This is a genomic window from Streptomyces sp. P17, from assembly GCF_032436805.1.
GTDB lineage: Bacteria > Actinomycetota > Actinomycetes > Streptomycetales > Streptomycetaceae > Streptomyces.
The window spans coordinates 28,130-41,211 of record NZ_JAVRBF010000068.1; the positions used below are offsets into that span (position 1 = coordinate 28,130).

The 13,082-nt window shown below is 69.1% G+C and carries 11 protein-coding genes and 2 pseudogenes; 5 read left to right on the forward strand and 8 right to left on the reverse strand.

Annotated elements, in window-relative coordinates; translation table 11 throughout:
• Nucleotides 1-179 precede the first annotated feature (179 nt).
• The gene (locus tag RMT89_RS46110; protein WP_399498512.1) at nt 180-455 is read left to right on the forward strand and encodes a tetratricopeptide repeat protein; all 276 of its coding nucleotides are present in this window, start codon (nt 180-182) and stop codon (nt 453-455) included.
• On the opposite strand, the gene RMT89_RS33385 is transcribed toward RMT89_RS46110, so the two are convergent.
• The 5 genes and pseudogenes from RMT89_RS33385 to RMT89_RS33405 all read right to left on the reverse strand — a co-directional run bounded on the left by RMT89_RS33385 (nt 445) and on the right by RMT89_RS33405 (nt 5,240).
• Nucleotides 445-1,272 carry a carbohydrate ABC transporter permease gene (locus RMT89_RS33385; RefSeq protein ID WP_315887486.1) on the reverse strand — a complete coding sequence of 276 codons (828 nt, stop codon included), beginning with the start codon at nt 1,270-1,272 and terminating at the stop codon, nt 445-447. The genes RMT89_RS46110 and RMT89_RS33385 overlap by 11 nt on opposite strands.
• Nucleotides 1,273-1,277: 5 nt before the next feature.
• Nucleotides 1,278-2,132, reverse strand: a complete 855-nt coding sequence (locus tag RMT89_RS33390) for a sugar ABC transporter permease (protein ID WP_315887487.1) — start codon at nt 2,130-2,132, stop codon at nt 1,278-1,280.
• A gap of 10 nt (nt 2,133-2,142) precedes the next feature.
• Nucleotides 2,143-3,516: an ABC transporter substrate-binding protein gene (locus RMT89_RS33395; protein WP_315887488.1), complete on the reverse strand. Its 1,374-nt coding sequence runs from the start codon at nt 3,514-3,516 to the stop codon at nt 2,143-2,145.
• Nucleotides 3,517-3,594: 78 nt separating this feature from the next.
• Nucleotides 3,595-4,056 (reverse strand): annotated as a pseudogene (locus RMT89_RS33400) (tetratricopeptide repeat protein); the annotation flags it as partial.
• Between the two features lie 329 nt (nt 4,057-4,385).
• A complete protein-coding gene (locus RMT89_RS33405) occupies nt 4,386-5,240 on the reverse strand; it encodes a 5'-methylthioadenosine/S-adenosylhomocysteine nucleosidase (protein ID WP_315887490.1) in 855 nt (284 codons plus the stop codon).
• A 46-nt stretch (nt 5,241-5,286) separates the two neighbouring features.
• Between RMT89_RS33405 and RMT89_RS33410 the strand changes: the two genes are divergently transcribed.
• Nucleotides 5,287-5,829: a hypothetical protein gene (locus RMT89_RS33410; RefSeq protein WP_315887491.1), complete on the forward strand. Its 543-nt coding sequence runs from the start codon at nt 5,287-5,289 to the stop codon at nt 5,827-5,829.
• Here RMT89_RS33410 and RMT89_RS33415 read toward each other — a convergent pair.
• Both RMT89_RS33415 and RMT89_RS33420 read right to left on the reverse strand, forming a co-directional pair.
• A complete protein-coding gene (locus RMT89_RS33415) occupies nt 5,826-6,512 on the reverse strand; it encodes a response regulator (RefSeq protein ID WP_315887492.1) in 687 nt (228 codons plus the stop codon). The two genes, RMT89_RS33410 and RMT89_RS33415, sit on opposite strands and share 4 nt — an antisense overlap.
• Nucleotides 6,509-8,155, reverse strand: a complete 1,647-nt coding sequence (locus tag RMT89_RS33420) for a sensor histidine kinase (RefSeq protein ID WP_315887493.1) — start codon at nt 8,153-8,155, stop codon at nt 6,509-6,511. Before RMT89_RS33420 ends, RMT89_RS33415 begins: the two co-directional genes overlap by 4 nt.
• A gap of 121 nt (nt 8,156-8,276) precedes the next feature.
• On the opposite strand from RMT89_RS33420, the gene RMT89_RS33425 reads away from it, so the two are divergent.
• The gene (locus tag RMT89_RS33425; RefSeq protein WP_315887497.1) at nt 8,277-9,686 is read left to right on the forward strand and encodes a cation:dicarboxylate symporter family transporter; all 1,410 of its coding nucleotides are present in this window, start codon (nt 8,277-8,279) and stop codon (nt 9,684-9,686) included.
• 27 nt (nt 9,687-9,713) lie between these two features.
• Here the strand turns inward: RMT89_RS33425 and RMT89_RS33430 are convergent, their stop codons facing one another.
• On the reverse strand, nt 9,714-10,130 hold the full coding sequence (locus tag RMT89_RS33430; protein WP_315887494.1) for a hypothetical protein: 417 nt from the start codon (nt 10,128-10,130) through the stop codon (nt 9,714-9,716).
• Between the two features lie 73 nt (nt 10,131-10,203).
• On the opposite strand from RMT89_RS33430, the pseudogene RMT89_RS33435 reads away from it, so the two are divergent.
• Together RMT89_RS33435 and RMT89_RS33440 are read left to right on the forward strand one after the other, a co-directional pair.
• Nucleotides 10,204-10,440: pseudogene (locus tag RMT89_RS33435) on the forward strand (MerR family DNA-binding protein); the annotation flags it as partial.
• A 356-nt stretch (nt 10,441-10,796) separates the two neighbouring features.
• Complete coding sequence (locus tag RMT89_RS33440) at nt 10,797-13,019, forward strand: UvrD-helicase domain-containing protein (RefSeq protein WP_315887495.1); 2,223 nt, start codon at nt 10,797-10,799, stop codon at nt 13,017-13,019.
• Nucleotides 13,020-13,082: the final 63 nt, after the last annotated feature.

A 13,082-nucleotide genomic window follows, 5' to 3' on the forward strand; every position in this document is an offset into this window, starting at 1 on the left:
CGGGCTGGTGGCGGCCGTGCAGTGGGCGGGCGAGGCACGGTATGCGCGGCAGGCGGTGAGATTGGCCGGATGCCTGGGGGCGTACCTGGAGTGGCGGCGGTATTTCGACGACGCAATCAGTGTTTCGCGTGTCGCGCAGGAGGCCTGCTCACCGGGGCGGGGACCGCCGTGGCGAGGCCATGGCGTGGAACAACCTCGGCAGCGCCCTGCAGAAGGCGGGCCGCGTGGGGGAGGCAGTCGAGGCCCATAGCAAGGCTTGGGGGATCTATCACGAGTACGAGGACTGGTATCGGGCTGGAACGGCCCTCCAGAACCTGGCCTTCGCCCACGAGGCCGCTCGACGCCCCGCCGAGGCCCGCGCCCACTACCTCCAAGCCGCCGACGCCTACTCCCGGGCCAACGCCCCCGCCGAAGCCGCCGAAGCCCGAGCCCAAGCCGACGAACTCACCCCTTGACCGCCCCACCCAAAGCAAACCCCCCACCCAACCGCCTCGCCACCCCCACATAAAGCAAAATCACCGGCGTCGAATAAATAACCGAGAACGCGGCCAACTGCCCATAAACCACCGTCCCCCGATTCCCGAAGAACTCATTGATGCTCACCGCTGCCGGCATCTGATCCGGTGTGAGCAGCAGCATGAACGGGACGAAGAAGTTCCCCCACATCATCACGAAGGAGAACACCGTCACCACCGCCACCCCCGGCCCCATCAGCGGCAGTACGATCCGCACCAGTGACTGGAACGACGACGCCCCGTCCGTCCAGGCCGCCTCTTCCAGTTCCTTCGGCACACCATCCATGAAGTTCTTCATCAGCCAAATGGCGAACGGCAGTTGAGACGCGGCGAAGAAGAAGATCGTGCCCTGCATCGTGTCGATCAGATTCACCTGGACGAACAACGCGTACACCGGGACCATCACGGCAGTGATCGGCAGGCACGTGGCGAAAAGTACCGTCAGCAGGAACGGGCGGTTCAGGCGGGAGCGGAAGCGGGACAGCGGGTACGCCGCCAGCGCCGCGCACGCCACCGTCACAAGCGTGCCGCCCCCGCACAGCAGCAGACTGTTCAGCAGCGGTGTGAACGTGATGTCCTCCGTCAGCACCGCGTCGAAGTTGTCCCAGGTCACGCCGTCCGGAACCTTCACCGTCAGGTCCGCGCGCGGGTCCAGGGACGACAGGATCACCCACGCCAGCGGGAGTACGAAGGCAGCCGCGACAGCCAGCAGACCCGCGTCGGCGGCCAGTCGGCGTGTGGTTCTGCGGGATCGCACAGGCCCTACACCTCCGTCCGTAGCAACCGCAGGTAGACCAGCGAGAACAGCGAACCCACCACCAACAACAGCAGCGCCACCGCCGTGCCGTACCCGATCATGCTCTTCTGGAATGCCTCCTCGTACATGAACAGGGGGAGGGTCTGGCTTTTCCCACCCGGGCCGCCTCTCGTCATCACCCAGATCAGGCCGAAGACGGACAGGGTCTGGAGGGTGATCAGCATCAGGTTCGTGCCGATGGAGCGGCGGATCATCGGGAGCGTGATGTGCCACATACGGCGCCAGCCGCCCGCGCCGTCCACTTCCGCCGCCTCCGTTATCTCCTTCGGGATTTCATTCAGGGCCGCCGAGTACACCAGCATCGAGAAGGCCGTACCCCTCCACACATTCGCGAACGACACCGCCAGGATGGGGAGGGTGAACAGCCAGTCCTGGGACGGGAGATGGAGCCAGTCCAGGACGGCGTTCAGGGTTCCTTCGCGGCGGAAGAAGGCGTAGAGCAGGAAACCCGCCACCACCTCCGGGAGCACCCACGCGGCGATGACGATCCCGCCCGTCAGGGTGCGGACCGGCTTCGACGCCCGTTGCATCAGGGCCGCGAGCGCCAGGCCCAGTGTGTTCTGGCCGATCAGTGCCGATACGACCGTGAAGACGAGCGTCAGCCATACGGCGTTCAGGAAGGCCTCGTCCCCGAACGCCGTACGGAAGTTCTCGAAGCCGATGAACGACTCCTCGGCCTGGCCGGTGAGTTGGAGGTCGGTGAAGGCGATGTAGGCGCAGTAGGCGATCGGGCCGGCGAGGAAGAGGAGCAGGAGGACGACGGCGGGTGCGACCGGGAGGGCGCGGGTGAGCGTCCTCATGCGCGGGGACTCATTTCTGGATCACCTGGTCGTCGGTGGCCCTCTTCAGTTCCTCGTCGTAGTTCTTCGCCGCCTCCTCCACGGACGCGTCGCCCGTCGTCACGCTCTCCATCGCCTCCTGGATGGCCGTGGAGACCTTCGGGTACGCCGGGTACGCGGGCCGGTAGTGCGTGCTCGCGACCAGGTCCGTGAAGAACTTGATGCCGGGCTGGGCCTCGGCGTACGCGGGGTCGTTCGCGACGTCCTCGCGGACCGCGATGCCGGAGTTGGCGACGTACCACTTCTGCGCGTTCGCCTTGGTCTGCATGGTCTTGATGAAGTCGAAGGCGAGGTCGGGGTTGGCCGCCTTGTCGGGGATCGCCCAGGTCCAGCCGCCGGACATGCTCACCTTGCCCGGGGCCTGGCCGTGCTGGGTCGGCATGGCGGCGAGGCCGAGTTTCTCCGACCACTCGGGCCACTCGTGGCCGCTGCCCTCCAGCCAGTCCTGCGGGAGCCAGGAGCCGTCGAGGTCGATGCCGAGCTTGCCCTGGGGGAGGAGTTCGCCCCGGACCCGGGTGCCGAAGTTGGGGTCGAGGGCGTCGGAGACGTCGGGGCCGAGTTTCTCCTTGTAGACCGTCTCGACGAAGGCGAGGGCGTCCTTGAAGCCCTGGCTTCCGGCGATCCACTTCTTCGACGAGGAGTCGTAGAGCGGGTCCGTCTTGCCGTCGTTGGTGCCGTACAGGAGCATTTCGAAGCCCTGCATGGTGGCCGCCTCGCCCGCGGGCTTGCCGGTGTAGACGTTCATGGGCGTGACGTCCGGGACCTTCTCCTTGATCGTGCGGGCTGCTTCGAGCACGTCGTCCCAGGTCTTCGGCTGCCAGGTGGCGGGGAGGCCGGCCTTCTTGAAGATGGCCTTGTCGTACCAGAGTCCGCGGGTGTCGGTGCCGTCCGGGACGCCGTACGTCTTGCCGTCCTCGCCCTTCGCCGCGGCCTTCGCGGTGTCGATGAACTGGTCCCAGTCCGGCCACTTGGCGAGATAGTCGTCGAGGGGTTTGAGGTAGCCGCTGGTGATGTCCGAGTTGATGAGGAAGGTGTCCTCGTAGACCAGGTCCGGGGCGGTCTTGGGGGAGCGGAGCATCTGCTGGAGCTTGGTGTAGTACTCCGAGTCCGGGGCCTTGACGGGGATGAACTCGACCTTCTTCCCCGGGTACTTCTTCTCGAAATCCTTCTTGATGTCCGCGAGGAAGTTGTCCATCACCTTGATGTTGTTGTCCGTGGACTGCTTGAAGGAGACCTTCACGGTGTCCGGGTCGTCTCCGGAGCCGGATCCGCAGGCGGTGAGGGTGGTCGCGGCGGCGAGGACGAGGGCGGCTGTTGTCAGAGCGGCGGTGGGGCGCACGGGCATGACGGCATGACCTCCTGCGGGCTCACGTCGTTGTGGCGCGGGGATGGCTGCCCGGTGAACGTAGGTGGAGTGGTCTAGTCAGGTCAATGCGTCTGCGGAGGATTGGGCTTGAGCGGCTTCGGCGGGGGCATTGGCTCGGGTGAACGCTTGGACAGCTCGGAGGTAGTGGGCGCGGGCTCCGGGAAGGTCGTGGATGTCCTGGTGGACGAAGGCCAGACCTACGAGGGCATGCCCTGCCCAGTAGCAGTCCTCGAACTCCTGATAGACCTCCAGAGCCTTGCCGTACGCCTCGATCGCCTCCTCCGCACTCCCCGCATCCAGAAGACATGCGGCGAGGTTGTGCCACGTCATGCCCTCGCCGTGGCGGTCCCCTGTGACCTGGCACAGGTCACGGTCTCGGATGTGGGCGTCGATCGCCTCCTCGACCCGGCCCACCTCTCGAAAGGCCATGCCGAGGTTGTTCCACACCGAAGACTCGCCGTGGCGGTTTCCGATGGCCTGGTACAGGTCCCGGGCGTGGTTGAGGGCGTGGATCGCCTGCTCGACGCGGCCTGCCTATCGAAGTGCGATGCCGAGGTTGTTCCACACTGCGGATTCGCCGGGACGGTCTTCGGTGGCCTGGTACAGATCACGGCGTGGTTGAGCGCGTCGATCGCTTCCTCGAAGTGGCCCGCCTCTCGGAGGGCCATGCCGAGGTGGGTCAACGAGCCGGCCTCGACTCCCAGGGCCCCGAGACGGTGGGCGCCCTCCTGCGCGGCACGCGCCACGGTGATCGCGTCGTCGAAGTACCGCCGCCAGCGCAGGTATACCGCGAGGCATGCGGCGGCAGCGTCGCCGTAGCCCGAGGCACCGGGCCATGGACCGTTCCCCTACCGCTCCCGGTCGACCCGCTTGCCGATAACAGGCCCGTTGAAGACCCCGCCCCGGAAATCGATGTGATCGCCGCCGTATTGGGGCCCCTCCTTGGATCCGGAGGAGGACCCGCTGGAACCCGCGCCGCGAGGCCGGTGCTTGCGCAGCACCCCCACCGCCACCGCCGCCGCCTGCGCAGCCGCCCGCTTCTGCGAACCGCCCTTGTCCGCATTCGACTTCCCGGGGTTCGCCCGGTCGCTGATCCCGCGGATCACCAGCGCGTCCAACTGCCCGCTGACATGCGCCGCGTGGACCGCGCCGGCGCCCTCCATCTCGATGGCGTTCGCGTCGTTGTAGTGGCGCTTGATGAACTCGGCGAAGGCCGACCTGTCGTCGGTCAGGACCACGTCCCCGCAGGCGATCGGCTTCAGATGCCCCTGTACCTCTTCCAGCCCCCGCAACGCCGACCGCGCCGCCTGCACCAGCCGGTTCGACCCGTGCCAGACCTCCGGACGGGCCTGGAAACCGGAAGGCGTCACCTTGCCCCCCTGCACCGCGTACACCTTCGTGCCGACGACGACGTCACCGATCGCGACATCGGGCTTCAGCGAACCGGCCACGCCCACGAAGAGCATCGCCTCCGGCCGGAGCCAGCCCAGGATCTGTGTCGTCAGCGCGGACGCGTTCACCGCGCCCTCGCCCAACTCCGCGACGGCCAGCGTCCATTCCGTGCCCGGCAGCCGCCCCCGCTCCACCCGCGTCCCGTCCTCATGGACCAACTCCTCGACATCCTCGCCGAGATGGGCGCGCACGGCGTCGTACTCGACAGCCAGCGCGGTAAGGACGACAACAGTCTGTGAAGTCTGCGGCACGCATTTAAGGTACTGCCAAGCACTGTCACCGGGGGAAGGAATATCCGTGGCCGAGCATGCGGAGCCAGACGTCACCGTCAGCCAGCTCCTCCTCGCCGAGTACCAGACCGTCAAGGACGAGCAGAAGACCCGTATCGGCTTCCGCGACAACCTCCTGTACGTCACCCTCGCCGTCGTCGCCGCGGTCATCGCCGCCGCCGCGCAGGCCGAGCGGTCCGCCATGCTGCTGGCCATTCCGCCGGTCTGTGTCGTCCTCGGCTGGACCTACCTCGTCAACGACGAGAAGATCTCCGCGATCGGGAAGTACATACGCGACGACCTCGGCCCCCGCCTCGCTCAACTCGTTCAGGCCGAGCGGGCGTTCGGCTGGGAGACCGCCCACCGCACCGACGCCCGCCGCCGCACCCGCAAGGCCCTTCAGTGCGCCATCGACCTGCTGGCCTTCTGTGTCGTGCCGCTCGCCGGGCTCGCCGTCTACTGGAGTGCCGGACAGACCTCCACCGGACTCCTCGTCGTGTCCGTCTTCGAAGCCATCGGCCTCGTGGGACTCGCCGCCCAAGTCGTCCTCTACGCACGGCCGTTCAGCTAAGGCCCGCTCACCCACCGATACCGCAGCTCCGGTCGCCCCACCGTCCCGTACTGCGGACTCCGCGCCGCCCTCCCCGCATCCACCAGATGCTCCAGATAGCGGCGGGCCGTGATCCGCGAAATACCCACCGCCTCCGCCACGCCTGTCGCGGTCAGCCCCTCCGCGCAGTCCCGCAGCGTCACGGTGACCCGCTCCAGCGTCGGCGCGCTCAACCCCTTCGGCAGCGCCGCCGGGCCCGGCGCACGCAGGGTCGCCAGCGCCCGGTCGACCTCGTCCTGGCCGCTCGCCTCGCCCGCCGTCGCGTGGAACTCGGCGTACCGCACGAGACGGTCCCGCAGGGTCGCGAAGGTGAACGGCTTCAGGACGTACTGGACGACGCCCAGCGACACCCCCTCCCGCACCACCGCCAGGTCCCGCGCCGACGTCACCGCGATCACGTCCGCGTGATGGCCCAACGCCCGGAGGGAGCGGGCTAGTTGCAGGCCGTGCACATCCGGGAGGTGGAGGTCCAGCAGCAACAGGTCCACCGGCGTACGGTCCAGCGCGCGGCGCGCCTCCGCCCCCGTGTGCGCCTTGCCGACCGCCGTGAATCCGGGGACCCGGTTGACGTACATGACATGCGCGTCGGCGGCGACGGGATCGTCCTCCACGACCAGGACACGGATCCGCTTTTCGGTGGTCATACGTCGCCTCCAGAGACCGCGCCCCCGGAAACTACGCCCTTACGCCGTACCGCGTTCCTCAGCGGCAGCCGTACCTCGAACTCCGCGCCACCCCCGGCGGCCCCGGTCACCGTCAGCGAACCCTCGTGCCGGCTCGCCGCCTGCCGCACCAGTGCCAGCCCCAGCCCCCGCCCGCCAGGCCCCGCCGGCTTCGTCGAGAACCCCCGCTCGAACACCACCTCGGCATACGCCGGATCCACCCCCGCCCCCGTGTCCGACACCCTCAGGACCAGGTAGGAGGCCTCCGCGTACGCCGTCACCGTCACCCGCGCCCGCACACTGCCCTGGGCCGCGTCCACCGCGTTGTCGATCAGGTTGCCGAGGATGGTCACCAGGTCCCGGGCGGGCAGCGACGGTGGCAGGAGTCCGTCGTCGAGCCGGCTGTCCTCCGACACCACCAGCTCTACGCCCCGCTCGTTCGCCTGGGCCGTCTTGCCCAGCAACAGGGCCGCCAGCACCGGCTCGCTCACCGCCGCCACCACCTGATCGGTCAGAGCCTGCGCCAGCTCCAGTTCGGCCGTCGCGAACTCCACCGCCTCCTCGGCCCGCCCCAGCTCGATCAGCGACACGACCGTATGCAATCGATTGGCCGCCTCGTGCGCCTGCGAGCGCAGCGCCTGGGTGAATCCGCGCTCGGAGTCCAACTCGCCCATCAGGGACTGGAGTTCCGTGACATCGCGCAGTGTGACCACGGTGCCCTGGCGCTCGCCGCCCGACACCGGGGAGGTGTTCACCACCAGCACCCGGTCCGCCGTCAGATGCACCTCGTCCACCCTCGGCTCCGACGCCAGCAGCGCGCCCGTGAGCGACGGTGGCAGCCCCAGGTCGGCCACCGATGTGCCGACCGCCGCCTCCGACACGCCCAGCAGCTCCCGGCCGCCGTCGTTGATCAGCGCCACCCGGAACTGTCCGTCGAGCATCAGCAGGCCCTCGCGCACGGCGTGCAGGGCGGCCTGGTGGTAGTCGTGCATACGGCTGAGCTCGGCGGCGTTCATGCCATGGGTGTGCCGGCGCAGGCGGGCGTTGATGACGTACGTGCCGACCGCCCCGAGCGCGAGCGCGCCGCCCGCCACGCCGAGCAGTGCGGTCAGCTGGTCCTGCACCCGCTTGCTGATCTCCTCGACCTTGATGCCCGCGCTGACCAGGCCGACGATCTTCCCGCCGTCCCAGATGGGCGTGACCGCGCGGACGGAGGGGCCGAGGGTGCCGGTGTACGTCTCGGTGAAGGACTCGCCCTTCAAGGCGTCGTCGATATGGCCGATGAAGCGCTGCCCGATCTCGTCGGGGTTGGGGTGGGTCCAGCGGATGCCCTTGGTGTCCATGATCGTGACGAAGTCGACCCCGGTGTCCTGCTGGACGTGCGACGCGTACGGCTGGAGGGAGGAGGAGGGGTCGTCGGTGCGGATCGCCTGCCGTACCGACGGGGAGTCGGCGACCGAGCGGGCCACGGCCAGCGCCTGGCGGTCGGCGGCGTCCTCGGCCTGGCTGCGGTCACTGACGTACGTGAACAGCGCGTACCCGGCGACGAGCACCGCTATCAGCACGGCCTGCATGGCGAAGAGCTGGCCGGCCAGGCTGCGGGGTCGGGGGACGGGGAAGCGCATGTCGTCAGTGTGCCTCCCCGGTTGAGCGTGAACTAAATGAACGGAAGGGTGACCGCCCTCACAGGGCGGGAGATAGTCACGGCATTCCTCAAATCCCCCGGACGTGAGCCGCACGCCGGTGATGCCGACGAAGACGTCAAGGAGGGCAGCCGTGGCCGCCAGTACCCCCGATACGGCCCCCGCAGCCAAGCGGGACCGCACGCACTATCTCTACATCGCGGTGATCGTCGCGGTCGCCCTGGGCATCACCGTCGGTCTGGTCGCACCCGACTTCGCGGTGGAGCTGAAGCCGATCGGTACCGGCTTTGTGAACCTGATCAAGATGATGATCTCGCCGATCATCTTCTGCACGATCGTTCTCGGCATCGGCTCGGTCCGCAAGGCCGCGAAGGTCGGCGCCGTGGGCGGTATCGCGCTGGTCTACTTCACGATCATGTCGCTGGTCGCGCTGGGCATCGGCCTGGTAGTCGGCAACATCCTGGAGCCGGGCACCGGCCTCGCGGTGACCGACGCGGTCAAGGACGCGGGCCAGGCCCAGGTCGACGCCGAGGCGAAGGACACCACCGAGTTCCTGCTCGGCATCATCCCGACCACGATCGTCTCCGCGTTCACCGGCGGCGAGGTGCTCCAGACCCTGCTCGTCGCGCTGCTCGCCGGGTTCGCGCTGCAGGCGATGGGGCAGGCCGGACAGCCGATCCTGCGCGGTGTCGAGCACATCCAGCGGCTGGTCTTCCGCATCCTCGCGATGGTCATGTGGGCCGCGCCGATCGGCGCCTTCGGTGCCATCGCGGCGGTCACCGGCTCGGCCGGACTGGACGCGCTGAAGAGCCTCGCCGTGCTGATGCTCGGCTTCTACGTCACCTGCTTCCTGTTCGTCTTCATCGTGCTCGCCGCGCTGCTGCGGATCGTCGCGGGCCTGAACATCCTCACGTTCTTCAAGTACCTGGGCCGGGAGTTCCTGCTGATCCTGTCGACGTCCTCGTCCGAGTCCGCGCTGCCGCGGCTCATCGCGAAGATGGAGCACCTCGGCGTCAGCAAGCCGGTGGTCGGCATCACGGTGCCGACGGGGTACTCCTTCAACCTCGACGGCACGATGATCTACATGACGATGGCCTCGCTGTTCATCGCCGACGCCATGGGTACGCCGATGTCGATCGGCGAGCAGATCCCGCTGCTGCTGTTCCTGCTGGTCGCCTCGAAGGGCGCGGCGGGTGTCACCGGTGCCGGACTCGCGACGCTGGCCGGTGGCCTCCAGTCGCACAAGCCCGCGCTGGTGGACGGCATCGGACTCATCGTCGGCATCGACCGGTTCATGAGCGAGGCGCGCGCCCTGACGAACTTCGCGGGCAACGCCGTCGCCACGGTCCTGATCGGGACGTGGACCAAGGAGATCGACCGGGGCCGGGTGGACCAGGTGCTGGCCGGTCAGATCCCGTTCGAGGAGAAGACGCTGCTCGACGACGGAGCCGCGGAGGAGGCTCCCGCGGAGGTTCCCGAGCAGGGCGGCGAGAAGGAGCTGGCGAAGGCCTGACGCAGGCTCCGACCGAACCCCGAGCGGTCAGGCACTCCCCCCGTTGGCCTGACCGCTCGGCTTGTTCGCTTCCTGCGCGGCCCACGGGTCGGTGATCTCCCGCAGCAGGATGAGCGCCTCGCGCAGCTGCTTCATACGCCGCTTGCCGAGGTGCTCCTCCCATTCCCGCTCGACTTCGGCCACGACGGCGTCGGCGACCTCCTTGGCCGTCCAGGCCCTCGCCGCGCCGCGCACCAGCCGGGCCCGCCTGTCGGTGGGGTCCGGCACCCGCGAGATGCCGGTGGCGGCCGCCCGGGACGCGGCGGACAGGGTCTGGACGATGCGCTTCCCTCCGCGCCCCTGGCCCCTCCCGCAAGCGAGGCTGGTGGCGACGGACATCGAGTGGACGAGGGGGAGCGGCGAGGAAGTGCGGGCACCGATGGCGGACTTGCTGATGAGGCTCACGGGGCGCGCTGCCGGCCCGTCCGGCGTTTGAGGCCGAGGCCGTTCAGGCCGAAGCGGGGGCGAAGGAAATCCCCTGCGGCAGATCAGGACGCTCCAGGACTTCGGGTTCGACCTGGAGGAGACCCGGCCGTTCGTGGAGTGTCTGCGGGCCGGGCACCCCGAGGGCGACGCGTGCCCGGCCTCGCTCGCGGTCTACCGGCGCAAGCTGGACGAACTCGACGCGCTGATCGGCGAGTTGCAGGCCGTGCGGGCGCAGATCGGGGTGCGTCTCGCACTCGCCGGGGATCCGAAGTGCGAACTGGGAGGGTAGCCGTGGTGAGTGAAGTGACCGACGCGGACTTCGAGGCGGAAGTCATCGGGTCCGACCTGCCGGTGCAGGTAGCTGGCCTCGCCTCCTGCGCTGCCACCCCGCGGCGCCGTGTTGATCAAGGGCTACGGGGCATCCGCCCTGCCCATGTACCCGCCCCACGGCGGGCGGCGAAGCCGCCCTGGGTCGCTGACCTGAGCGGACGTAAAGAAATCCCCCGAGCAATTGCGCTCGGGGGATTTCTCTGCGTATATTCAATGATTCGCGACTTCGAGAAAATGGGGCCGCGAAGAAGCTGGTAGACGCAGTATATCCGGGCGGGAGTGGAATTGTCAAACAGCGAATTTCCGGACGATGAAATGCGCCGCGAGCAGGAATTCATCGACGGCCTGTATGCGCGCGTCGACGCGCTGCGCGGTGACACGGAGACCTCCGTCCAGGACGCGCTCGCCCAGGGCAACACGCCCATGCAGGCCCGCCTGGAGCGGGACATCCTCGTCGCCGAGCGCTCGGGGCTGCTCGCCGCGCTCAACGCGGTCGACGGTTCCCTCTGCTTCGGCCGGATCGACCTCGCCTCCGGCGTCACCCACCACATCGGCCGGATCGGACTGCGCACCGAGGACGCGGCCCGCACCCCGATCCTCATCGACTGGCGGGCCGATGTCGCCCGCCCCTTCTACCTCGCCACCGGGCACACCCCGATGGGCCTGCGCCGGCGGCGGCACATCAGCACCAGCGGCCGTACGGTGACCGCGCTGCACGACGAGATCCTCGACCTCGGGGACCAGGAGCGCACGGGCCACGAGGACCCGAGCGGCGACGCCGTGCTGCTCGCCGCCCTCAACTCGGCGCGCACCGGCCGCATGGGCGACATCGTGCAGACCATCCAGGCCGAACAGGACGAGATCATCCGCGCCCCGCACCGCGGAGTCCTGGTGGTGGAGGGCGGCCCGGGCACGGGCAAGACGGCGGTGGCCCTGCACCGGGCCGCGTACTTGTTGTACGAACACCGGGAACTGCTCGCCAAGCGGGCCGTCCTGATCGTCGGCCCCAACCCCGCCTTCCTCGGCTACATCGGCGAGGTGCTGCCCTCCCTCGGTGAGACGGGCGTCCTGCTGGCGACGGTCGGCGAACTGTTCCCCGGCGTACGGGCCAAGGCCACGGACACCCCGGAGGCGGCGGCGGTCAAGGGCCGCGCCGACATGGCGGAGGTGCTCGCCGCCGTCGTACGCGACCGGCAGGCGCTGCCCGACCCCGTGATCGCGATCGAGCACGACCGCGAGATCCTGATGCTCGACGACGGCCTGGTGAGCGTCGCCCGCGAGCGCACTCGCGCGGCGCGGCTCCCGCACAACGCGGCGCGCGAGTACTTCGAGGGCCACATCCTCAACACCCTCACCGACATGGTCGCCGAGCGCATCGGCACCGACCCCTACGACGGTACGAACCTGCTCGACCCGAGCGACATCACCCAGATCCGCGACGATCTCGCCGAGAACCCCGAAGTCCGGTCCGCGATCGACCGGTTGTGGCCGGTGCTGACACCGCAGCGCGTCGTCGCCGACTTCCTGGCCGAGCCGGAGGGATACCTCTCCGACGCCGACGCGGCCGCCGTCCGCCGCCCGACGACCCGCGCGTGGACGGTCTCGGACGTACCGCTGCTCGACGAGGCCGCCGAACTGCTCGGTGACGACGACCGGGCGGCACGGTTGCGGGCGGAGCGGGAGCGGGAGACGCAGATCGCCTACGCGCAGGGCGTGCTGGACGTGTCGTACGCCTCGCGCACCTACGAGTTCGACGACAAACACGACGAGGACTCCGAGGTGCTCTCCGCGCACGACATCATCGACGCCGAGCGGTTCGCCGAGCGGCAGGAGGAGGACGACCACCGCAGCGCCGCCGAACGGGCGGCGGCCGACCGCACCTGGGCGTTCGGGCACATCATCGTCGACGAGGCGCAGGAACTGTCGCCGATGGCATGGCGCCTGCTGATGCGGCGCAGCCCGACCCGCTCGATGACCCTGGTCGGCGACCCGGCCCAGACGGCGGAGGCGGCGGGCGTCGGCTCCTGGTCCGGCATCCTCCAGCCGTACGTGGAGGATCGCTGGGAACACACCCGCCTGGGTGTCAACTACCGCACCCCGGCCGAGATCATGGACCTCGCGGCGGCGGTCGTCCGCGCCGAGAACCCCGCCTTCGAACCACCGAGCTCGGTGCGCTCGACGGGCGTACGGCCATGGATCCGCGCGACGGACGACCTTCCCGGTGCCGTGGCCAGGGCGGTCCCGGAACTGACCCCGGCGGAGGGCCGCCTGGCGATCATCGCCCCCCGCGCCCTCCACCGCCGCCTCGCCGCCCACCTGGACGGAGTGACGGCGGACACGGAACCGGACCTCACCCGGACCGTGGTCCTGCTCGACCCACGCCAGGCCAAGGGCGTGGAGTTCGACTCGGTCCTGGTAGTGGAACCCGGCAGCTACGGCACCAGCGACCTCTACGTCGCCTTGACACGGGCGACGCAGAGGCTGGGGGTGCTGCACACGGGCCCGCTGCCGAGGGGACTGAACCAGGGGGTGTTTTGAAAGTCCTGTGCGGTGCCCGCGGTGTTCGGTGCGTGCCCTCGGCGTGCCGGACGAAGGCCCTCG

Excerpts from the sequence above, each read along its gene's own strand:
- RMT89_RS33420 (WP_315887493.1), bottom strand. The coding sequence starts at position 8,155 with ATGCGCTTCCCCGTCCCCCGACCCCGCAGCCTGGCCGGCCAGCTCTTC.
- RMT89_RS33440 (WP_315887495.1), top strand. The coding sequence starts at position 10,797 with ATGCGCCGCGAGCAGGAATTCATCGACGGCCTGTATGCGCGCGTCGAC.
- RMT89_RS33425 (WP_315887497.1), top strand. The coding sequence starts at position 8,277 with ATGCCGACGAAGACGTCAAGGAGGGCAGCCGTGGCCGCCAGTACCCCC.
- RMT89_RS33390 (WP_315887487.1), bottom strand. The coding sequence starts at position 2,132 with ATGAGGACGCTCACCCGCGCCCTCCCGGTCGCACCCGCCGTCGTCCTC.
- RMT89_RS33415 (WP_315887492.1), bottom strand. The coding sequence starts at position 6,512 with ATGACCACCGAAAAGCGGATCCGTGTCCTGGTCGTGGAGGACGATCCC.
- RMT89_RS46110 (WP_399498512.1), top strand. The coding sequence starts at position 180 with ATGGCGTGGAACAACCTCGGCAGCGCCCTGCAGAAGGCGGGCCGCGTG.
- RMT89_RS33395 (WP_315887488.1), bottom strand. The coding sequence starts at position 3,516 with ATGCCCGTGCGCCCCACCGCCGCTCTGACAACAGCCGCCCTCGTCCTC.